Here is a 22,282-nt window from a genome sequence, read left to right on the forward strand (position 1 = left end):
GAAAGATATGATGAACACTCAATTTAATGAATCAGTAACTCGCGTATTGGCAGAAATGAACTTCGACTCGTTGGAGCAAGCAAACCAATACTGTTTATCACATAATGTCGACCCAAAAGCATTAGTGATGGACACCCAACCTATCGCTTTTGAAAGCGCTGCCGATGCTTATATCCTAGGCTCAGCACTGGCGCTATTTCGTAAAGCCACCAGCGCAGAACAAGCCGCTAATATTATTGGTGAAGGTCTTCAAGCATTCACCAAACCTGGCAGTGTTGCTGAACAACGCCAAGTTGGTATTGGACATGGCGCGCTAGCCGCTCGTCTTCTCAATGAAGAAAGTCACTGCTTCGCCTTCCTTGCGGGTCACGAATCTTTTGCTGCAGCAGAAGGTGCGATCAAAATCGCACTAAACGTCAACAAATCACGTCAAAACCCATTGAAAGTGATCTTAAATGGCCTAGGTAAAGATGCCGCTTATCTTATCTCACGCATCAACGGCTTCACTTACGTGCGCACTCAATACGATTACCAAACAGGTGAACTTGTTGAAACAGAACGTCGCCGTTTCTCACAAGGCCCTCGTGGCGAGATCTTGTGTTACGGCGCTGATGATGTACGTGAAGGTGTAGCGATCATGCACAGAGAAGAAGTGGATGTGAGTATCACGGGTAACTCAACCAACCCAACACGCTTCCAACACCCTGTTGCTGGTATCTACAAAGCAGAACGCACTCGCCAAGGTTTGCCATACTTCTCAGTTGCTTCAGGTGGCGGTACAGGTCGAACATTGCACCCAGATAACGTAGCAGCAGGCCCAGCGTCTTACGGCATGACCGATACCATGGGCAGAATGCACGCTGATGCTCAGTTCGCAGGTAGCTCTTCAGTTCCTGCTCACGTGGCGATGATGGGCTTCATCGGCATGGGCAACAACCCAATGGTCGGAGCGACGGTTGCATTGGCTGTGGCAGTGAGTGAATCTCAACACGCATAACGACAAAGTGAGTCCCACAATCTGCCTGTTATGTAGAGTCTGTTAGTTGAGAATCAAGCAATAACGGACGACTAAAACTCTACACCTATCACTAAAACCAAACAGCCAGCCTTATGCTGGCTGTTTTTTATTCACACTTGCTCTACTATCTATTTCTAATAATTATTTGTATCTAAGATTAAATACATTCTGCTGTCGTATTTGGCGAGCGCTTCGTTAAAGCCGTTGGACCAAGCGCACTGAACGTGATTACTCGAATGATGGGGTTGATACTCGCGGTAATCGGTATGCAGATGTTGATTGAAGGGATTGAGCAAGCTTATAAGGCACTGTTTATCTAAAGAGGGGATTCACAGGAGAATGTTGATTAACGCACCAATCAATTTGTGTTGATCTGCAGTGTTTTCTCATTGCAGAAAACTATCTCTCAAAAGACAAGCAATATCATTTTACAGACTTTATCCCGATACGCCCTTTCATAACGAGGGCGCTCTCTTTATGATGAACGCAATTAAATTAACTTTGCTAACGGCAGCGCTTGTTATTCGAGCCGTTGTTTTGGAATAGCAAAATCAAGACTCAACACATGGAGATTCAACATGGCTTATTTTTCACTAGCCTTCGGTACGGCAACCAAAAATCGCGACAATAAAATCATTGAAGCGTTCTTCCCTAACCCGCTTCTAAACCCAAGCGACGCTCTTGTAGCAGCTGTAGCTGAAGTGTCAGGTTACGCTGAAGGCAACCAAGCTATCGAAATCTCTGCTGCACAAAGCGCAGAACTGGCGAAAGCATTCGCAGCAAACGATGATGCAGCTAACGCATCTTTCGCAGAAAAAGCGGCAGCGTCTGAACAGCCACTTGTTCTTGTTATTCTTGCTACTGACGAGAAGCCAGCATCAGTTGCTGAAGGCTTCCTAAAGCTACAACTTATCTCTAACCGCCTAGTACAACCACACGGTACGGTACTGGACGGCATCTTCGGTCTACTGCACAACATCGCATGGACAAACGAAGGCCCTATCGACCTACCTGAGCTGGCTGAGCGTCAAATCGAAGCTCGCCTTGCAGGTCGTGCTCTGTCTGTAGATTGCGTAGACAAGTTCCCTAAAATGGTGGACTACGTAGTACCAACAGGTATTCGTATTGCTGACACTTCTCGTGTTCGTCTTGGCGCACACGTAGGCGAAGGCACAACAGTAATGCACGAAGGTTTCATCAACTTCAATGCTGGTACAACTGGCGTGAGCATGGTTGAAGGTCGTATCTCTGCGGGTGTTGTTGTAGGTAACGGTTCAGACATCGGCGGCGGCGCTTCTATCATGGGTACTCTGTCTGGTGGCGGTACGATGGTTATCTCTATCGGCGAAAACTGCCTACTAGGCGCAAACGCTGGTCTTGGCTTCCCTATGGGCGACCGTTGTACGGTTGAGTCTGGTCTTTACGTGACTGCGGGTACTAAGGTTCGCATGTTAGATAAAGAAGGCAACGAAGTAGAGATCATTAAAGCTCGCGATCTAGCTGGCGTTTCTGATCTTCTGTTCCGTCGCAACTCAATCACAGGCCAAATCGAGTGCCTAGCGAACAAGTCTGCTGTTGAGCTAAACAGCGAGCTGCACAGCAACAACTAATCTAAGCACTAGATGCTAGATGCTAGATGCTAGATGCTAGAAAATAATAAGCCGCTGGGGTTCAATCCAGCGGCTTTTTTGTATGTTCTGGGAATCATTATTGCCCCATTACCAGTCAGAGTTAACAGAATGTTAACATGTATTTGCCCTACTAAAAGTAATCCCTTGTCTGTTGGATATTTGCAAGGCAAACTGCTGGGCAAAAGTTCGAAAACACTCTGAATGTCTAAAAATCGCCATATTTTTCGAAGCTAGGGATTTTATATCATTGGCTTTTCGGTTTCGGTTTCGGTGGCTGAAAGTTTGGGATAATTTGAAAACCATTTGGACATAGCTATGCCTGTACTCTTACCAGAGTACTAGCGGCAGAAGTTTCATAATTTCTGTTGCGCTGCGCTTACAAACCGATAAGAACATAAATCGATATCTACTTAGCCATCTTTACATACCTTTACATCACATGACGTTATCTTACTTACATTAGTATATTCTTAAGTAGTGAAACAAAGAGAAGGAAAACGTCATGAAAATCAAAAGCACGATAATCGCGTTACTCGGTATCGTTATTGCCTTCGGAGCAATGGCTGGTGGAATGAATAAAGGCATGAATAACAATATGTCACGCCCAGTATTTTCACAGTTTGATCTCGATGGTGATGGCAAGATAACCGAAGCCGAGTTCAATCAAGCACGCTCAGAACGTATTGCCCAGCGAGCAGAAGAGGGACGTACGTTGAAAAATATCAATCAAAGCCACAGTTTTGCTTCGTTAGATAGCAACGCGGATCGCGCTATCTCTCAACAAGAGTTTAATGCTCATCAAGGCATGGTGAACCCCAAAAATACCATGGGCAAAGGCAAAAACAATCAGTAGCTCAATTCAATCAGGCCTCCATTTGTGAGGCCTGACTTATTTTGAGATCAAGGAAGCAAATCCGCTTATGTTGGTGTGCTACCTTTTGCTTAAGGAAAAGCTAATATATAGTAAGGGAATCGCTATGACTAGGTATAGCTGGTTACAAAGGGCTCTGTTTGTTCCTCCTGTTTTGTTGGGCATCGCGTTATTGGTGATCGCACCAGGGATGAAGGCTGAACCGCCTAATGCGAGTAATACGGCTGCTAAAAAGGTGGTTCGGGTGTTGAAAGTCGAGCCGCGAAATATCCAACCTTCTGCCATCGGATATGGACATACCGAGTCTGTTCAAGACTGGCAGGCACAGTCTGAACTTGACGGCGCGGTTGTGTGGGTTTCTGAGCAATACAAAACGGGCGCTATTATCCGCAAAGACAGCGAACTCCTTAGAATTGACCCCACCGCTTATCAACTTACTATTGCCCGTTTGCAAGCTGAGCTTGAAGTGCTAATGCTAACGAATCAGACCATTATCGATTCGCTCAAGATTGCAGAGAAAGAGTTTGAGGTACAACAGTCAGAATATGCCCGCTCAATCAAATTGAGTGAAACCGGGCATATCTCCAAAACAGAGAAAGACCGCGCGACCAAAGACTTGCTCAGCAGCCAGCAACAGCTCCAGACACAGAAAAACCAACTGGCAATTAATCAAGCGCAGCAAAAGGTTTTGCAAACGGAACTAGCACTTGCAAACCGAGATCTCGAACAAACCGTAATTAAAGCCCCATTTGATATTCGCATTGTCGAAACCTTGGTTGGACTCGCCGAGTATGTCAACAAGGGGGAATTGCTGCTCAAAGCGGATGACATCGATGCCGTTGAGGTTCGCGCGCAGTTTCCGCTTGGTAAAATGCGTCCGCTAAGAAATTCCAATCGCTTTGACTCGCTTGACGAAGATGTTCATAGCAACTTGAGCGCGACAGTCGAGCTCCAAGCAGGCGATAAAGTAATTACTTGGCCTGCCGAGATCAGCCGCTCCGGCGGTGAAATCGATGCTCAGACTCAAAGCCAAAGCCTGGTTGCACAAGTAAATCAGCCCTATCAGCAAGCCATTCCCGGGGAGAAGCCACCACTTATTCGTGGGACTTTCGTTAAAGTCACGATTAAAGCACCAATGATGGAGCAACAAGTCTTGCTACCGATAAACGCCATCCATGATGGTAAAGTTTACACTGTCTCTGAAGGTAAACTGAAAAGCAAACCTGTCAGGATAGATTTCGTCCAAGGGCAGGTTGCGGTGATCAAATCTGGCGTGGAATTCGGTGATGTGGTTGTGCTAAGTAAACTTTCACCCGCCGTTGAGGGGATGGCTTTACAACCGCAACCGGATGAGAAAATCGGCCTTTGGTTGGATACGCAGAGCGGATTTAAAGCCCTAAACGCGATTCAGAAAGAGGGCAAATTATGATCGCTTTTTTTGCTCGGCACACCACTGGCGCCAATGTCCTGATGATGGCGGTACTGCTGTTAGGGGCTTTTGCCTTGCCCAAACTGCAGAAAGACACTTTTCCGTTGACGCCGACCAAAAATATTGAGGTTCGGATCGTTTATCCGGGCGCGTCACCTTTTGAGATGATGGAAGAAGTGTGTTACCCGTTGGAAGATTCTCTCGATAAGCTGAGTGGAATTAAAGAGTTAAGCTGTGATGCCCGAGAGAGTTTGGTCATCGCCAATGTGGAAATCGGCGATGATGAAGACATTGACACTTTAACCAGCGATATTCAACAGCAGGTTAACGCCATCAGTGATTTTCCGGATCGAGTTGAGCAGATCACGGTGTCGAAACTGGACCGAGTGGCAACGGTGGCCAGTGTCGCGATTACCGGCAATATGTCAGATAGGGACTTATATCTCTATGCCCAGCAAATTAAGCACAAGTTAAAAGAGAGCCCATTGATCGCTCAGGTGACCGTGAGCGGTTTTGCGGATCAAGAAATAGAAATTCGCGTATCGCTGTGGAAGTTGCAGCAGTACGGCCTGAGTGTGTCCGACTTGTCCAATCTAGTACAACAGCAAAGTATCAGCACTCCTGCTGGCGTATTTAGTAATGACTTGGAAGAGATCAGCGTCCGCTTCGACCACTTAGGCAGCAACGTCAGAGACTTCGAAAATATCGTGATTAAATCCAGTGAGACGGGGACTCAGGTTCGCCTCGGTGATGTTGCCGTTATTCAGCAGAAGTTCACTAGCGATGAAAATCAAATCCTGTTCAATGGTCAGCGTGCCGCTTTGCTTCAGGTGTCCAAAACGCAATTTCAAGATACCTTAACGGTCAAAGATGCGATCGTCAGCATCGTTGAAAAAGAACAGGCGAGAGCCCCTGAAGGCGTCGCTTTAACCATCACCCAAGATTCCAGCACCAATATTATTGAGCGTCTGAGAATCCTCACCAGCAATGGCGCACAGGGATTAGCACTGGCATTTTTGATGTTGTGGGCGTTTTTTAATATTCGCTTTAGCTTTTGGGTCACCATGGGGCTGCCGGTTTCATTCCTTGGCGCCATTTTTGCGATACAACTTCTCGGTTATACCCTGAATATGATGACGCTGGTCGGGCTGATTGTCGCGATTGGTCTGCTAATGGACGACTCGTTGATCATTGCAGAAAACATCGCTGCCAAGAGGCAACAAGGGCTACCCGCGTTTGACGCTGCAGTTGAAGGTACCAAACAAGTCTTCCCAGGTGTGATTGCATCGTTTGCTACCACCATCATGGTGATAGGGCCGCTGATGTTTCTCACAGGCAAGATGGGCGAAGTACTACGCTATATTCCCATCGTGTTATTGATTACCTTGCTTGTTAGTCTGATAGAAGCTTTCTTGATCTTGCCGTCTCATTTGGCACATAGCCATACTGAATCTCGCTCTAATCCTATACGGGACAAGTTCATTGCCGGTTTTGAAAACATCAGAGACAGATTCTTTGTGCCAGTGAGTGTCAAGGCGATGAATGCACCTTATCTTTCAGTAGGGATATTGGTGATGGTGGTGATGATTTCAACCGCTTCCATTTCGTCAGGTTGGCTGAAATTCAAAGCCATGCCTGCCTTGGAAAGTGATGTGCTGCAGGCGCGTATCTTGCTCCCTCAAGGCAGTTTACTGAGCCAGACAGAGGCGGTGGTGGAGAAGGTTTCAAACGCGCTTGATGAACTCAACCAAGAATACGCAGAGAAATACCCAAGCTCAAAACCTTTGGTCGCGAGCACCACGATCATGTTCAACTCAAATGCTGATGCTAATGAGTCGGGGCCGCATATGGCAACCGTCAGTGCCGATCTATTGCCAGCGCAATTTAGGCAGCAGAGCATTAAAGATCTGATCCAAGATTGGAAACAAAAAGTAGGCCCTACGGCGGATGTGGTTTCACTCAAGTTTACCGATAAAGAACGGGGCATTGCTGGCAATGGCATTGATATTCGGGTTCAGGGTGAGTCGTTACAAGAGCTCAATCAAGTCAGCCGCTCGCTGGTGAAATGGTTGAAGGGATTTGACGGTGTCTATAACCTCTCCACCGATCTGCGTGAGGGCAGAACCGAATTTCACGTTAACCTTAAAGATGAAGCTGGCGTGATGGGAGTTAATGCTTCCAACATTGCTCAAACGCTGCGCAGCGCGGTAAAAGGCAGTACTGATCTGACGGTTTTCCAACAAGGCGAGCTGGTGGATATTAGTGTGAGACTGGATGAGTTTACGCACCAAGCTAGCCTGTATGAGTTGAATAACTTGATGGTGACGGCAGGCAATGGAACCCTAGTTCCATTATCAAGTGTTGCGACGTTTGACAGAAAACAAGCCTTCTCGCGAATTCACCGCATTAGTGGGATGAACACTGTGGTTGTGCAAGGCAATATCGATACGCGGGTTGCCAATGCGCGTGAAATCATGCTGCAGTTCAATAGCGAATTTGTCTCGCAAACTCAACACAAATTCCCAGACATCACCTTCACCTCGCAAGGTCAGGATAAAGAAAGCTCAGATACGGGCTCCTCGCTGGCGACCTTCTTTGCTCTTGGCGTGGTGGGGATTTATCTTATTTTAGTGTTCCTGTTACAAAGCTACACTCAACCGATTGCTGTGCTGCTGGCAATCCCTATGGGCTGGATTGGTGTGGTATGGGGGCACTTGGGCATGGGGTTCGATTTGACTATTCCAAGCTTGGTTGGCTTTGCTACCTTAGCGGGTATCGTCGTTAACGATAACATTCTGTTGGTCAATTTTATTAAGAAGAATATCTCCCAAGGCGAGCGCTTGATAGACGCTTGTCGAGAGGCGGTACGTGACCGATTTAGAGCGATATTTATCACCTCGTTAACCACATTTGCAGGATTGCTTCCACTGTTAACCGAAACCAGTACGCAAGCGCAATTTCTGATCCCGTTAATTGCCAGTATTGCGTTTGGCTTAGTCTCGGCTACGTTACTAGCGTCAATTGTTGTGCCTTGCGTGCTGCTTATTTTGGACGATTTAAAGCTGACCAAATGGGCAGAAGGTGCTCAATCTTCCCTTTGAGGCCCTTGGGAGTGCATGCTGAACCATGTCATTTAGCCCGGCATGAAAATGGTAGTTTGCGTAGAATTTATTTGGCGATTAAACCCTATCACTGACTGCTGTTTTTTTGCGTACAAAAAACAATAGGGTCAGGTCTTGTCTTTTGCTCTTTGGTGGCAGTTTTTCTATCAGGTTTAGTTATTTGTCATACCTGAAGTTATTAGTCATTTGCTAATGTTTGATTTTCCAAAACTCATTTCTGTCCAAAAGTTTGTTATACACACATCCACTATACGGTGATCCCTACACCACACTCACCACCAAAAAAAGCGCAGACCTTTCGATCTGCGCTTGTGGTTATTGTCCCGATAACACTGTTTAAATCGTTTTCAATTAACCCACGTTCTTACGTGCGTTTTGGAACATACGCATCCAAGCGCCATTCTCGCCCCAACCTTCCGGAGACCAAGAGTTTGCAACCGTACGGAATACACGCTCTGGGTGAGGCATCATAATTGTCACGCGGCCGTCAGTCGTTGTTAAACCTGTGATAGCGTTTGGCGAACCATTCGGGTTATTCGGGTATTGCTGCGTTTGGTTACCGTTGTTATCAACGTAACGTAGAGCAACCGTACCTGAGTTTTCAATCGCGTTTAGGTGGTCGTTATCACGTACTTCTACGCGGCCTTCACCGTGAGAAACAGCGATTGGCATACGAGAACCTTCCATGCCGTTGAAGAATACAGAATCTGACTTCTGAACTTCTACTAGGCTGAAACGTGCTTCAAAGCGCTCAGATTCGTTGCGAACGAAACGTGGCCAGTACTCCGCACCTGGGATAAGTTCACGTAGATTCGACAGCATCTGACAACCGTTACACACACCTAGAGAGAAGGTATCTTCACGCTTGAAGAAGTTTTCAAACTGGTCACGAGTAGAGTCATTAAACAAAACCGACTTCGCCCAACCTTCACCAGCACCTAGTACATCACCGTAAGAGAAGCCACCACATGCCACAAGGCCGTTGTATTCTTCTAGTACCGCTTGACCTGTTAGGATGTCGCTCATGTGAATATCAGTTGCTTCGAAGCCTGCACGGTCGAATGCTGCTGCCATTTCAACGTGAGAGTTAACACCCTGCTCACGTAGAATCGCCATCTTAGGCTTAGCACCTGTGTTGATGAACGGTGCTGCGATGTCTTCGTTTACGTCAAAGCTCAGTTTCACGTTCAGACCTGGGTCCGAGTTGTCTTTCTTCGCTTCATGTTCTTGGTCAGCACATACTGGGTTATCACGCAGACCTTGCATCTTGTGCGTTGTCTCAGCCCAGATAGTACGTAGTTCAGTACGGTTACGTTCAATCACTACAGACTCGCCAGACTTAATCACTAGTTCATCTGATGCTTCCCCTTCACCAACAACGCTGCCAATCACATGAGAACATGCTTCTAGACCGTTAGCTGCAAGAGTAGAAAGTACTGCGTCTAGGTCGTCGTTACGGACTTGGATTACTGCACCTAGCTCTTCGTTGAACAGTGCTGCTAGCGTGTCTTCACCTAACGCTTCAATGTTTGCATTAACACCACAGTGACCTGCGAATGCCATTTCTGCTAGCGTTACGAATAGACCACCATCGCCTTTATCGTGGTAAGCGACAACTTGGTCGTTCGCTACAAGTGCTTGAACGCCTTCGTAGAAACCTTTTAGTTGCGCTGCGTTGTCTACGTCTGCTGGCTTGTCACCAAGCTGCTTGTAAACCTGTGCAAGTGCTGTTGCACCCATACGGTTTTTGCCGTTACCTAGGTCGATAAGAACTAGGCTTGTATTACCTTTGTCAGTGCGAAGCTGAGGAGTAATCGTCTTACGAACATCTTCAACACGTGCAAACGCAGTGATAACAAGAGATAGCGGAGACGTTACTTCTTTCTGCTCGCCATTCTCTTCCCACTTAGTCTTCATCGACATTGAGTCTTTACCCACTGGGATAGTTAGACCCAGAGCTGGACATAGTTCTTCACCAACCGCTTTAACCGCTTCGTAAAGACCTGCATCTTCACCTGGGTGACCTGCTGGAGACATCCAGTTAGCCGACAGTTTAATGTGTTTGATATCGCCGATGTTGGTCGCTGCGATGTTAGTAATTGCTTCACCAACCGCTAGACGAGCCGATGCGCCGAAGTCTAGAAGTGCCACTGGCGTACGCTCACCAAGAGACATAGCCTCACCGTGGTAAGAGTCGTAGCTTGCCGCTGTTACTGCGCAGTTAGCAACAGGAACCTGCCATGGACCAACCATTTGGTCACGAGCTACAAGGCCTGTTACCGAGCGGTCACCGATGGTGATAAGGAATGTTTTCTCAGCGACTGTTGGCAAGCGAAGAACACGGTCAACCGCTTCGTTCATCTCGATGCCAGAACGGTCAATCGCAGGGTTGTTAGCTTTTAGCGTTTTCGCGTCACGGTGCATCTTAGGTGTTTTACCTAATAGGATGTCCATTGGCATGTCGATTGGCGTGTTGTCGAAGTGTGAATCTTCTAATTTCAGATCACGTTCTTCAGTTGCTTTACCAACCACTGCGTACGGTGCACGTTCACGCTTACAAATCGCGTCGAACGTTGCCATGTCTTTATCAGCAACCGCCATTACATAACGCTCTTGAGATTCGTTACACCAGATCTCAAGTGGGCTCATGCCCGGCTCATCGTTTGGCACGTCACGTAGATTAAAAATACCGCCACGCTCGCCATCGTCGACTAGCTCAGGAAGAGCATTCGAGATACCGCCCGCGCCCACATCGTGGATAAATGCGATTGGGTTCGCATCACCAAGCTGCCAACAACGGTCGATAACTTCCTGACAACGACGCTCCATCTCTGGGTTTTCACGTTGTACAGAAGCGAAATCAAGATCTTCAGAAGAAGAACCAGAATCCATTGAAGATGCCGCACCGCCGCCAAGGCCGATGTTCATCGCAGGACCACCTAGAACGATTAGGCTTGCACCTACCGGGATCTCTTTCTTCTGAACGTGCTCATCACGGATGTTGCCAAGACCACCAGCTAGCATGATTGGTTTGTGGTAACCACGCACTTCTTCACCTGCGTGAGAGTTTACTTTCTCTTCGTAAGTACGGAAGTAGCCAAGTAGGTTTGGACGACCAAATTCGTTGTTGAATGCCGCGCCACCAAGAGGACCTTCAAGCATGATATCCAGAGCAGTAACGATACGGCTTGGCTTACCAAAGTCAGTTTCCCAAGGTTGAACGAAGTTCGGGATCTTAAGGTTAGATACAGAGAAAGCAACAAGACCCGCTTTTGGCTTACCACCAATACCGGTTGCGCCTTCATCACGGATTTCACCGCCTGAACCTGTCGATGCGCCTGGCCACGGTGAGATTGCCGTTGGGTGGTTGTGCGTTTCAACTTTCATCAAGATGTGTGTTTTTTCTTGGTGGTAGCTGTACTGGCGAGTTTCTGGATCTGGGAAGAAACGACCAACTTCAGAACCTGTCATTACCGCTGCGTTATCTTTATAAGCAGACAGAACATGTTCTGGTGTCGTTTCAAAGGTGTTCTTAATCATCTTGAACAATGATTTTTCTTGCTTAACGCCATCGATAGTCCAATCAGCGTTAAAGATCTTATGACGACAGTGCTCTGAGTTCGCTTGTGCAAACATCATTAGCTCGATGTCCGTCGGGTTACGACCTAGCTTCTCAGTGAAGCTTTCAAGAAGGTAATCAATCTCATCTTCTGCAAGTGCAAGACCTAGGGTAACGTTTGCTTTTTCAAGCGCTTTACGTCCACCAGTTAGTAGGTCAACTTCCGCATAAGGAGCAGGCTCAGCAACGGTAAATAGTGCCGCCGCTGATTCGAAGTCAGTGAAAACCACTTCCATCATACGGTCGTGCAGGATTGCTTTCAGCTCAACAAGTTGAAGTTCAGAAAGTTCAGCAGAGGTTTCAATGTAGAAAGCAGTACCGCGCTCTAGACGTGACACTTTAGCCAGTCCGCAGTTGTGTGCGATATCTGTTGATTTTGAAGACCAAGGCGAGATAGTGCCTGGGCGTGGCGTTGCAAGCAGCAGTAAACCTTCAGGTTCATGCTCTTCAATCGTTGGACCGTAAGTCAGTAGCTTTTCTAGCTTCTCAACTTCAGACTCATCTAGGTCTGCCGTTAGATCAGCAAAGTGGGCAAACTCAGCGTAAATACCTGTTACAGGTAAGCTTAATTCACGACAAAGCTCTAAAAGCTTGTTAACACGAAACTCAGATAGAGCTGGGGAGCCACGCAAAATTCTCATGTGCTTACGTCTCTTATGCAGTTGATTAAGGTAGTATTGGAATAAATTCAGTGGGTTAAAGGAAAAACCTAACTGTTTTCTTCGAAGCTATTCCCGAAGGTTTAAAAACCTATGCCGATCCCACCTCTTCAATGCGAGCGCATTATAAAGCATTTCTTTTTGTGACGTAACACCAAAAGCAACCGTTTGCGTGATTTTTTTTATCTTTCTGCGTAAATGGTACTTTTGCTGCATTTATCACCACTTTTACAACTGTTTAATTAAACCTGCTTTGCCAGCCTTGCGGGGTTTGGTATAAAGGGGCTTCCACTTTTCGAGATTTCATTTTGATGCCTAAATTTACGCTCATCTTTTCGTCTAAGTTCCTTCTGCTCGCCATCGCCCTATTTGGGTTGGCTGGATGCCAGATTGAATCTGAACCTAAAAGTGTCCTTGAGCAGATACGAGATCGTGGCGTTCTTCGTGTCGGCACCCTAAATAACCAACTCTCTTATTACATCGGTCCTGATGGTCCTGCTGGCTTGGATTACGAATTAGCTCGTGAATTTGCGCAGGAGCTTGGTGTAAAGCTTGAGGTTAAACCCGCTTACCGTTTGTCTGGCTTGTTCCCTGCACTGCAGAAAGGCGAAATCGATCTTATCGCGACCGGCTTAACGCAAAACAACAAACTGACACGAGCTTATCGCGCCGCACCTGCTTATTACTACGTAAGCCAACAGGTCGTATACAAAAAAGGCCAGTGGCGACCGAGAAACCTTGAACAACTGATCAATTTCGAGAATGAGCGTCAGGCTGAGTTTGTAAAAGCACAAGCTGAATCAGAAGCTGCGGTATCAAGCGAGACGCTGACGCCCTCTTTGGTTGTGGTGAAAGACTCGCACTTTGAACCAACACTCAAACTGCTGCAGAAAACGCACGATGACTTCATCTATGACGCGGTTGGCAATGCAGACATCAATGACCTACTAAAAGAAGTATCAACAGGCGAACGTTTATTCACAGTGGCCGACTCTATCGAGCTATCACTGGCGCAACGTTTGTACCCAGATGTTGCCTTGGCATTTGAGCTGACAGAAGACCAACCTATCTCTTGGTACCTAAATAGATCGGAAGATGAAAGCCTGTATGCTTTGCTGATTGAGTTCTTCGGTAACCTAAAACAGTCTGGTGAACTGGCTTCACTAGAAGAGAAATACATCGGCCACATCGGCACTTTTGACTACGTTGATACTCGTGCCTTTATCCGTGCACTGGACAGCAAGTTGCCAAAATGGTCGCCGCTATTTCAAAGGTACTCTCAAGAATTTGATTGGCGCTTGATTGCCGCTTTGGCCTACCAAGAATCACACTGGAACCCTGTTGCGCGCTCACCAACGGGTGTTCGTGGCATGATGATGTTGACACTGCCCACCGCGAAGAGTGTTGGGGTAACCAACCGTCTCGACCCGAACCAGTCGGTACAAGGCGGTGTTGAGTACCTGCGTCGTATCGTGAACCGAGTACCAGATTCAATCACTCAACACGAAAAGATCTGGTTTGCACTTGCTTCATACAATGTCGGTTACGGGCACATGATGGACGCGCGTCGCCTCACGAAGGCACAAGGAGGAGATCCTGATGCTTGGGGCGATGTGAAAGACAGATTGCCTCTGTTAAGACAGAAGAAGTACTACAGCCAAACTCGATATGGGTATGCGCGTGGTGATGAAGCGAGAAACTACGTTGAAAACATTCGCCGTTATTACCAAAGCATTATTGGCCATGTAAATAAGCGCAATAAAGAACAAGAAGCGACCCTTGAAGGTTTGGTGGTGATCCCACCTTTAGAAACCTCAGGTGCTGAATCGAGTATCAGCGCAGCTCAGTCGACAGTAAGCAGTTCTGAGCCTTCACAGTAAAACCCAAAAGAGCAATGCCATCTAGCATTGCTCTTTTTTATTGTCTTTTTTCGACTCTTCTTTCGTCACTAAGGGATAAGGGAAGCAGGCAAGAAAATGATGATGAGATCTAGAGTGTCATATTGCAGTAACAATCGAACCTTATAACGGCACACCACAATCAAGATTATGCTCTGTTGCACTGCAATGCTGGCTTTAGACTAGAACTGCTCTTCTATTTAAGCCAAGCGTGCGACAGGCCAAACAAACGAATAACACTATAATTAAATCGTTAGTCCAAACTAAAAAGTCAGACGACAAATAGGAAATCATTGAAATGATGAAGAAACTGAAATCGAAACGCCTTGATAAGACCGTTGCTGCAAACCGTCGTAAGCGTATGCTTTCAAATAATAAGAAGAAGATCATTTGGCGCAATCGCGCTTTCATGCAGATGATTGCTGAGTAAATGTAGTTACTCAGTCAGTTTGCTTGGCACTCTTGCGATAGAGAGTGCCGAAAGTACGCTGCTATTTCTTATTGCCAGCCTTCATCTCTGCTTCTAAACGCTGCTCTTCCAACAGACGTTCTTGCTTTCGCTTCTCTTTTATCTCTTTTCTACGACGCTTGAAAAACGCTTGTAATTGCTCACGGCACTCTTCCTCTAACAAACCATGTTCAACGTCGGCATAGTGGTATGAGGCTTGGCTTTCAAACAAATTCAACACTGTACCTGCAGCGCCTGCTTTTAAGTCTGGAGCACCAAACACAATGCGCTTTACTCGGCTGTGTAGCAAGGCACCTGCGCACATTGGGCAAGGCTCTAGCGTAACGTATAAAGTGGTATCGAGTAGCCGATAGTTTTCTAAGGTTTGACCGGCTTTACGCAAGGTTTCAATTTCTGCGTGTGCCGTAGCATCGTGGCTGCCAATCGAACGGTTCCATCCTTCAGAGATAATCTCCCCATCTTTTACTAATACTGCACCAACAGGAACCTCTCCCTCGCTCTCTGCTTGCTTAGCTACCTCAATGGCGCGTCGCATGAAGATTTCATCTTGAGGGGTGAATTGATGGTCTGACAAAGGGAACTCCAGAAACAAAGGATAAAAACGAAAATAGGTATGCGGTGAAGCATACCTAATCTTAGAGATAATGAACAATAAAGAGGTAATAGACAACAACAGACAATGAACCATTGCCGCTTGCTGGTTGGTCGAACTGTTAGCTATTAGCGTCTTCTATGTCATCGGCTATTGGCGTCGCTTTGATACTCACAATGCGATTGTTCTCAACAGAGATAATTTCAAACTGCCACTGCTGGTATTGAACAACTTCGCCTGCATCCGGTAAGCGCCCTATTAACCATGTCACAAGGCCATTCAGCGTTTGGAAGCTCCCGCTTTCGCCCTCAAAATCCGATAGCTCTAAACGGTTTTTCAGTTCACTGATAGGAATCAATCCATCCACCAACAAACCGTCTTCCACTTGCTCGGTCCAAAGATCGTTCGGATTATTCGATAGCTCGCCAGCAATCGCCTCAAGAATATCGTAATGAGTCACAAGACCTTGAACATCGCCATACTCGTCGACAATGAATGCCATCTCGGTGCCCGACTCTTTAAAGTAGCCAAGTAGACGCAGAGCTTTCATCGATTCTGGAACATAGATCGGCGAGCGAGACAGCCCCATGATCACTTGAATGCTTAGATTGCCCGCCTGATTCAGCAAGGCTTTGGCTGACACTGTACCCACCACTTTATTGAGGTGATCTTGGCACAATGGAAACACACTGTGTTTTGATGAACGCAGTTTCTTTAATATCTGCTCAACGGGTTGGTCGACATCCAGAAAGTCGATGTCTCGACGCGGAGTCATCAATGAGCTCACAAGACGATCATCAAGCTGCAAGATATTACGAATCATCTCTTGTTCGCCGCGTTCAATCACACCCGATTCTGAGCCCTCTTTCACAAGTGCATGGATATCATCTTCGGTAACGCTATCTTCTTCACCGCCTCGGCCCATCAACTTAAGAATACCTTCCGTTGAAGCCGACAACGCAAACACAAACGGCGTCGCGATTTTAGATAACCAGAAGATTGGCAGCGCGACTAACACAGCAATGTTTTCAGCTTGAGACTGAGCAAAACGCTTTGGTACCAACTCACCGACAACGATAGCGAAATAAGTAATACCTACCACCACAACCGCAGTAGACAAGATGTTCGCTTGTGTTGGGTCTAGTCCCCACAGTTCAAGTTGAACGGCTAGTGGAGCCGATAGCGTCGCCTCACCCACAATCCCGCTGAGTAGGCCGATTACCGTGATACCGATTTGGATTGTAGAGAGGAAGCGGGTTGGGTTTTCTTTGAGATCAAGAGCAACCTGAGCGGAGCGGTGTTTTTCGGCTAAGCGTTTCAGCCGACTATTTTTTGCTGCTACCAATGCAATCTCAGACATGGCAAACAGACCATTTAAAACAATTAACCCTACTAAAAGCAGAATTTTCATGTGGCTTGGATTTCCTAAATTTACCGGCCAACAATTAGCCGTAATCCGGAGTATAAGCTGAGTGCCTTTATTTTGAATATAAAAAGTTTTGGATATAAAAACCTTGGATATAAAAAACGGAAAAAATAGCGAAAAAAAGCCCGCACATTTCGGTGCGGGCTTAGCAATGAATAAAGCTTAGTTTTGCTTAGTTCAATCTTACATTGTGTAAGTATAAGGTGCTTGGATACCTAGTGGGATACCAAGAGCCCAGTAAGCTAGCAAGAAGATAGACCAACCGATTAACATCGCAATCGAGAATGGCATCATTAGAGAAGCTAGAGTACCGATACCTGTCGACTTAACGTAGCGCTGACAGTAAACAACAACCAGTGGGAAGAACACCATTAGTGGAGAGATGATGTTAGACACTGAGTCACCTACACGGTAAGCCGCTTGAGATAGCTCAGGAGAGATACCCACAACCATTAGCATTGGAACTAGGATAGGACCAATCAGTGCCCACTTAGCTGAAGCAGAACCAACAAGAAGGTTAACTGCAGCCGTTAGTAGAATCATACCAACAACCGTTGCTTCACCTGGAAGGTCCATCGCTTTCAAGCCTTCAGCACCGTAAAGTGCCAGCATAGTACCGATGTTTGATTGAGCGAATGCAGATAGGAACTGAGCACAGAAGAACGACATTACAATGTATGCGCCCATCGTTGCCATCGTCTCAGACATTGCTTTGATAACATCATTACTATTCTTGAATGTACCCGCTACACGGCCGTAGACGATACCCGGAATAATAAACAGGATGAAGATCAGAGGAACGATAGACTTCATTACTGGTGCTGAGAACGCCGTTAATTCGCCTTCAGGTGAACGAAGTGCTGAGTTTTCAGGCATTAGAGCCGCGATAAGCAGACCAATACCGGCAACCATTGCCCAACCAGCGAATTTGAATGCTTTTGATTCGATTGCAGTGAACGTACCTAGATCAGGTGCTTCTTCAGCATCTTCATCAACTGGCGTGTTCGCTAGGCGAGGTTCGATGATCTTCTCAGTTACGTACCAACCGATAGCAACAATAAGAACTGAAGATAGGCCAGTAAAGAAGATGTTCGCTAGAGGGTTAATCACGTATTCAGGGTCAAGAACGTTTGCCGCTGTTTGCGTGAAGCCAGCTAGTAGCGGGTCGATACCTGAAGGAATGAAGTTCGCAGAGAAACCACCTGATACACCAGCAAATGCTGCTGCAATACCCGCTAGAGGGTGACGACCCGCAGCGTGGAAGATGATACCGCCAAGAGGGATTACTAGAACGTAACCTGCATCAGCTGCTGTGTGAGACACGATAGCAACAAGAATTAGCATTGGCGTTAGTAGCTTAGCTGGCGTGAAGTTAAGCATCTTCTTAAGGCCAGTCGTAATGAAGCCTGAAGAATCTGCAACGCCAACACCTAGCATAGCAACAAGTACGATGCCTAGAGGTGCGAAGCCTGTGAACGTGGTAACCATATTCGCTAGGAAGCTAGCAAGCGCTTCACCAGTTAGTAGGTTGTTTACTTCTAGAGCAGCACCCGTTTGAGGGTTGATAAGGTCGAATGAAAGGTTCGACAAAAGTGCAGATGCTACCCATACAATAACTAGAGCCCAGAAGAACAGGATTGCTGGATCTGGAATTTTGTTGCCGGCGCGTTCAATGAAGTTTAGAAAGCGGTCCATACCACTGATCTTCTCAGTCGATGGTGCTTTTTTTACGGCTTGGTTACTCATTGTAACTCCATATGTGATGTTGTTTTGTTTAGGCCTAATATAAGTTTTGACCACGGCCTATTGGTACAGCACATATTCTATTAAAGTCGTTGTTAAAAAGCACAAGATTCCACCTAATTTTCCATAAATGGAGACATATTTTGCAAAAATACCATACAACCACAACAATATAAAAACACAAAAAACACCATTCCATATACAGAGTTTTAACTAGCACGTAAACAATGTCCGAGGAGTGAAAATTATCAGTAAAAGGGGTAGCATGAGCCTTGGCATGCAGTAAACGTTTGCTTGAGGGTCAATCAAACTCACTGTATTTGGAGAGCATAGTTTCGAGGTAAATACTTTGTGCGTGGTTCATACGATCTTGCCATGCAATTGTGACAGTAATGCTTTTTAATGCGCTAGACAGAGCACCGTTTGCATTAGTCACTTCACAGGTCATGGCATAGGCAGACCCCGACAAACCGGATAAAGGATCTGAACTTGCTGTGTTGAGACAATGACTCGCCTGATTTAGTTCTGAAAAAGGAATTAAACCTACCGCCCCACTCGCATTAGACGCCCGAGTTCGATAATACTCCATCTGCCTTTCAGCAAAATGCAGCGCCTCTACGCTGTGGAGCGCAAAATCCGATTTTTGTTCAGCGTAGACCTGTAATTTAACCAGCCCTAGTGAGGCAACGCCAATCAACAGAAAAGAGATAAGAACCTCTATCAAGCTAAAACCTGAGTTCTTAGAAATCATTCCATGATCCTCGCTTCCACTTCGCTTTTAAAGGAGTGCTATGAGGGTTGTATTCACCGGTATAATCCAAATTGATTGAACCCTGAATTGTCGATAACCCACCAACGGAATCAAAGAACATCCCTCCTTTAGGGAAAAAAGAAGCAAATCCAATATAAACCGAATTACTCTGTACTAAATCAGTAATAGGAATTGTATCTGGAACTTTAGCCCACAAACCACTCAGTAGGTCGGTATCAGTATCGGGAGAGTTAGTGTTATCGAATACGGTCATATCATTTAGATGATAAAAAGCCCCGTCAAATACGCTCGCGTTACCATTCGCAACGATGCCGTTCTGAATCACTAAAGAGCGAGGCGTAATAACCCCTGGGATAGGTTCAACTACATTAATCGCAGGTGAATAAACGACGCAATCACCTATAACCCATACCTTATTCTCCCCACTTGAAAAGGCATCATTAATGGCTTTGCTACACTTATTTCCTTCATATTCACCATCAACCAAATCAATATGCTTAGAGGGGACAACTGTCCGATCAATAAGGTCTATAACATGATAATCAAGCTTAATCTGGTCAATGTTCTCTGACGTCTTTGGCACGCCAAAATAATTAGAGAACGTATCGATATCCGGATCGAATTTGAAATCTGATTGAAAAGAGTTTGAAGGCAGCGCCCCAACGGAGTCGATGGTTGCATCATTGCTAATATTGGTGGTTTGTTGGCAAGACTCAAACGTAGAAAAAGGAGGTGACTCTGGAGTAATGGTCTTCAAACGTCCTCCTCCCTTTTGCTTATAGATAACACTATCTAAAAATCGAACCGATACACACTCGTTAATACCATCAACAGCAGTAAGAGCAATATCAGGATTAATATCGATATTGTGATCAGAAATAAATTCTAAACTCGAATTGGTTTGCATTACTCCTAATCCCGAAGCGTCTACAAAACTAATCTCTTTGTTCAGCGATAAAGACTCAGAACTCGACACCAATATATTTGGCGTGAGTGCTTCTGATCCCAACGTAACGACTTTCGACTGCTGACAATAATCCATTAAATCATTGGGAATAGCTGTCAGATCATTTTCAGCGATGTAAGTGAAGCCACACTCTAAACCACCTTCTGCTAACCAGTGGGCTTTGCGTGCCTGAACTTCATTTTGTGCTCGCTTGATTTGATAGAAAAGAACCTTAAAATTCCCGAAAGAAGCGATTAATGTTCCAACAAGAAGAACACTAACCAACAACAGAGTGATAAATCCTCCTTGCTTACATCGCTTCATTGCCAATTCCTCTGAACAACGGAAGTTCTCACTTCATGACTAACATCTGCATTTACTAAAGACGCCTTTAACTCAATGTCTACTTTTTGAGAAGCCGAAGATCCTGTTGAAAGCTCTTCAGCTTCAACAAATAAAGCATCAACTTGAATTTGACGCTCAAAAAATAAGCTTTGACATGTCATTGTTACCTCACCATTAAGTATCCCTATAGGTTTTTCATTAATAGCCAAAAGGTCACTGGACTCTCCCACGCAGTAATTGAGCTTGTTTTCTTTGAATTGATAGACAATGTTCCTATATGCCGACGAGACACTATCCTGCAAATAAGCAAAACCAATATACGCCTCATCAGCGCTTACCTGATTGGTGTAAATTGTATTTATGGCACCCGATAACTTTACCGATATTCCCGAATCTGAGTCATAACCAGCTCGCCAAATTTCTTCTTTCATCATTTGAGTAGTGGAAAATAAGTTTTGTGATAGCAGAAGCTCTAAACTATTTTTTGAAGCAACACGCTGGTTAGTAATGAAGACTGAACCTATGATTCCAATGGCAACTACTCCAATGACCGAAGCCACCATCATCTCAACTAATGTACTTCCCTTGATATGCGTACTAACAAATCTCATAACCATGGTGGCCTATGTTATTGCGTCCATTTTGATTTGGATCACTGCTACAGATTCGAATTCTCCCGGTTGTAATAGACGCTATTACAGATAACTGTTCAGATAATGCGTTTACCGGAGCCATTGTTATATTTCCATTACCAAATCGCCCCCTAGTACCATCAACTGATATTGAATTATGACCTGAGAAATTAAAGGCAATGTTTATGTCTCGATAGGAAGAACCGTCTAACTGCATAAGAACATTTCTAGGGTCAAAAGATGCAGAGCTACTTAAAACCATATCCCAATCGCCATCAGAGTTATTAATAGCCCCAGAACTACCAGATACCAAAAAGAACAGATAGAGGTCTTGATTCTGAGCTATAGCTTCTGACCTAGCGGCAATTAAAAATCCATGCACTTCAGGAGCAAGCCTTTTGATTTTAGTTGAAGCTAGGACAGAACTAAAACTCGGGGCAGCCGTCGCTATCAGTATCGATAACACCGACACCGTGATTAAAAGCTCTAATAAAGTAAACCCGCGAGTCATTTCCCAATTTCCTATGTAATAACTTGAGCAACCGTACTCAACCTTGCGCACATGCTAACACTAAGGAAAAATAGCCAGATAAGTGAAAAGGAAGTCCTCGTGATGATTCGAAAAAATAAATGCAACAGCAACAACACGCGCGTAAAAGGGATGACATTGATCGAGTTATTGATTGTGGTTGCCATCATTGGGATTTTGGGGGCTATCGCCTATCCGAGCTATACCAACCACGTAGTGACTGGACATCGAACTAGCGCACTCGCTGACATAGCTCGAATTCAATTAGAACTAGAAGCAGCCTATGACAGCGGTTATGACTGGAGTGGTATTGTTTCGGGAAGCGATTGTTTGATCTGCGATACCGAAGCGAGTCGTTTTGTTTTCAGTGTCACCAGTTCGGCTTCTGCTGCCTATACGATTACAGCAACACCTCAGTCGGGAGTAGGTCAAGATAAAGACAACTGCTTCGATGGACAAAACCATAAAGTGCTCACTCTCGACAGTGCTAATGTCGAATACCCAGAAGCCTGCTGGATGTAGTGTGATGAGGGTTTCAGGTGAAGAGAAAGAGAAAGAGAAAGAGAAAGAACCAGGTTTGA

General features: G+C 45.7%; 15 protein-coding genes and 2 pseudogenes. 9 read left to right on the forward strand and 8 right to left on the reverse strand.

Features of this window, described 5'->3' with window-relative positions:
- Window positions 1-7: 7 nt before the first annotated feature.
- From AB4263_RS11475 to AB4263_RS11500, 6 genes and pseudogenes are all read left to right on the forward strand, one after another.
- Window positions 8-997, forward strand: coding sequence for a GGGtGRT protein (locus AB4263_RS11475; protein WP_122081914.1), 990 nt, complete (start codon window positions 8-10; stop codon window positions 995-997).
- A 197-nt stretch (window positions 998-1,194) separates the two neighbouring features.
- Window positions 1,195-1,338: pseudogene (locus tag AB4263_RS11480) on the forward strand (MarC family protein); the annotation flags it as partial.
- 258 nt (window positions 1,339-1,596) lie between these two features.
- The gene (gene dapD, locus AB4263_RS11485) at window positions 1,597-2,628 is read left to right on the forward strand and encodes a 2,3,4,5-tetrahydropyridine-2,6-dicarboxylate N-succinyltransferase (RefSeq protein WP_372098236.1); all 1,032 of its coding nucleotides are present in this window, start codon (window positions 1,597-1,599) and stop codon (window positions 2,626-2,628) included.
- A gap of 523 nt (window positions 2,629-3,151) precedes the next feature.
- Entirely contained in the window at window positions 3,152-3,502 is a 351-nt protein-coding gene (locus tag AB4263_RS11490) for an EF-hand domain-containing protein (protein WP_017059884.1), read from the forward strand.
- A gap of 124 nt (window positions 3,503-3,626) precedes the next feature.
- The gene (locus AB4263_RS11495; protein ID WP_032545691.1) at window positions 3,627-4,949 is read left to right on the forward strand and encodes an efflux RND transporter periplasmic adaptor subunit; all 1,323 of its coding nucleotides are present in this window, start codon (window positions 3,627-3,629) and stop codon (window positions 4,947-4,949) included.
- The gene (locus AB4263_RS11500; RefSeq protein WP_372098237.1) at window positions 4,946-8,050 is read left to right on the forward strand and encodes an efflux RND transporter permease subunit; all 3,105 of its coding nucleotides are present in this window, start codon (window positions 4,946-4,948) and stop codon (window positions 8,048-8,050) included. The genes AB4263_RS11495 and AB4263_RS11500 overlap by 4 nt, the downstream gene beginning before the upstream one ends.
- Before the next feature lie 372 nt (window positions 8,051-8,422).
- Here the strand turns inward: AB4263_RS11500 and purL are convergent, their stop codons facing one another.
- Window positions 8,423-12,331 carry a phosphoribosylformylglycinamidine synthase gene (gene purL, locus AB4263_RS11505; protein WP_017068539.1) on the reverse strand — a complete coding sequence of 1,303 codons (3,909 nt, stop codon included), beginning with the start codon at window positions 12,329-12,331 and terminating at the stop codon, window positions 8,423-8,425.
- A 329-nt stretch (window positions 12,332-12,660) separates the two neighbouring features.
- Here purL and mltF point away from each other — a divergent pair, with 329 nt between their 5' ends.
- Together mltF and AB4263_RS11515 are read left to right on the forward strand one after the other, a co-directional pair.
- Window positions 12,661-14,229, forward strand: a complete 1,569-nt coding sequence (gene mltF, locus AB4263_RS11510; RefSeq protein ID WP_136978965.1) for a membrane-bound lytic murein transglycosylase MltF — start codon at window positions 12,661-12,663, stop codon at window positions 14,227-14,229.
- A gap of 316 nt (window positions 14,230-14,545) precedes the next feature.
- On the forward strand, window positions 14,546-14,677 hold the full coding sequence (locus AB4263_RS11515; RefSeq protein ID WP_017059878.1) for a hypothetical protein: 132 nt from the start codon (window positions 14,546-14,548) through the stop codon (window positions 14,675-14,677).
- 61 nt (window positions 14,678-14,738) lie between these two features.
- Here AB4263_RS11515 and tadA read toward each other — a convergent pair.
- From tadA to AB4263_RS11550, 7 genes and pseudogenes are all read right to left on the reverse strand, one after another.
- Window positions 14,739-15,343, reverse strand: a pseudogene (tadA, locus tag AB4263_RS11520) (tRNA adenosine(34) deaminase TadA).
- An 86-nt stretch (window positions 15,344-15,429) separates the two neighbouring features.
- A complete protein-coding gene (locus tag AB4263_RS11525; RefSeq protein ID WP_372098238.1) occupies window positions 15,430-16,719 on the reverse strand; it encodes a hemolysin family protein in 1,290 nt (429 codons plus the stop codon).
- Window positions 16,720-16,917: 198 nt separating this feature from the next.
- Complete coding sequence (locus AB4263_RS11530) at window positions 16,918-18,480, reverse strand: AbgT family transporter (RefSeq protein ID WP_372098239.1); 1,563 nt, start codon at window positions 18,478-18,480, stop codon at window positions 16,918-16,920.
- Window positions 18,481-18,778: 298 nt separating this feature from the next.
- Complete coding sequence (locus AB4263_RS11535) at window positions 18,779-19,228, reverse strand: prepilin-type N-terminal cleavage/methylation domain-containing protein (RefSeq protein WP_017062783.1); 450 nt, start codon at window positions 19,226-19,228, stop codon at window positions 18,779-18,781.
- On the reverse strand, window positions 19,218-20,519 hold the full coding sequence (locus tag AB4263_RS11540; protein ID WP_372098240.1) for a hypothetical protein: 1,302 nt from the start codon (window positions 20,517-20,519) through the stop codon (window positions 19,218-19,220). Before AB4263_RS11540 ends, AB4263_RS11535 begins: the two co-directional genes overlap by 11 nt.
- Window positions 20,516-21,157, reverse strand: a complete 642-nt coding sequence (locus tag AB4263_RS11545; RefSeq protein ID WP_372098241.1) for a PilW family protein — start codon at window positions 21,155-21,157, stop codon at window positions 20,516-20,518. The genes AB4263_RS11540 and AB4263_RS11545 overlap by 4 nt, the downstream gene beginning before the upstream one ends.
- Entirely contained in the window at window positions 21,138-21,683 is a 546-nt protein-coding gene (locus tag AB4263_RS11550; RefSeq protein ID WP_102482341.1) for a GspH/FimT family pseudopilin, read from the reverse strand. The genes AB4263_RS11545 and AB4263_RS11550 overlap by 20 nt, the downstream gene beginning before the upstream one ends.
- A 102-nt stretch (window positions 21,684-21,785) precedes the next feature.
- Between AB4263_RS11550 and AB4263_RS11555 the strand changes: the two genes are divergently transcribed.
- Window positions 21,786-22,223 (forward strand): type IV pilin protein, encoded by a 438-nt coding sequence (locus tag AB4263_RS11555; RefSeq protein ID WP_017059870.1) that lies wholly within the window; start codon window positions 21,786-21,788, stop codon window positions 22,221-22,223.
- Window positions 22,224-22,282: the final 59 nt, after the last annotated feature.

Source organism: Vibrio sp. 10N.261.55.C5 (assembly GCF_041470505.1).
Lineage (GTDB): Bacteria > Pseudomonadota > Gammaproteobacteria > Enterobacterales > Vibrionaceae > Vibrio > Vibrio crassostreae_C.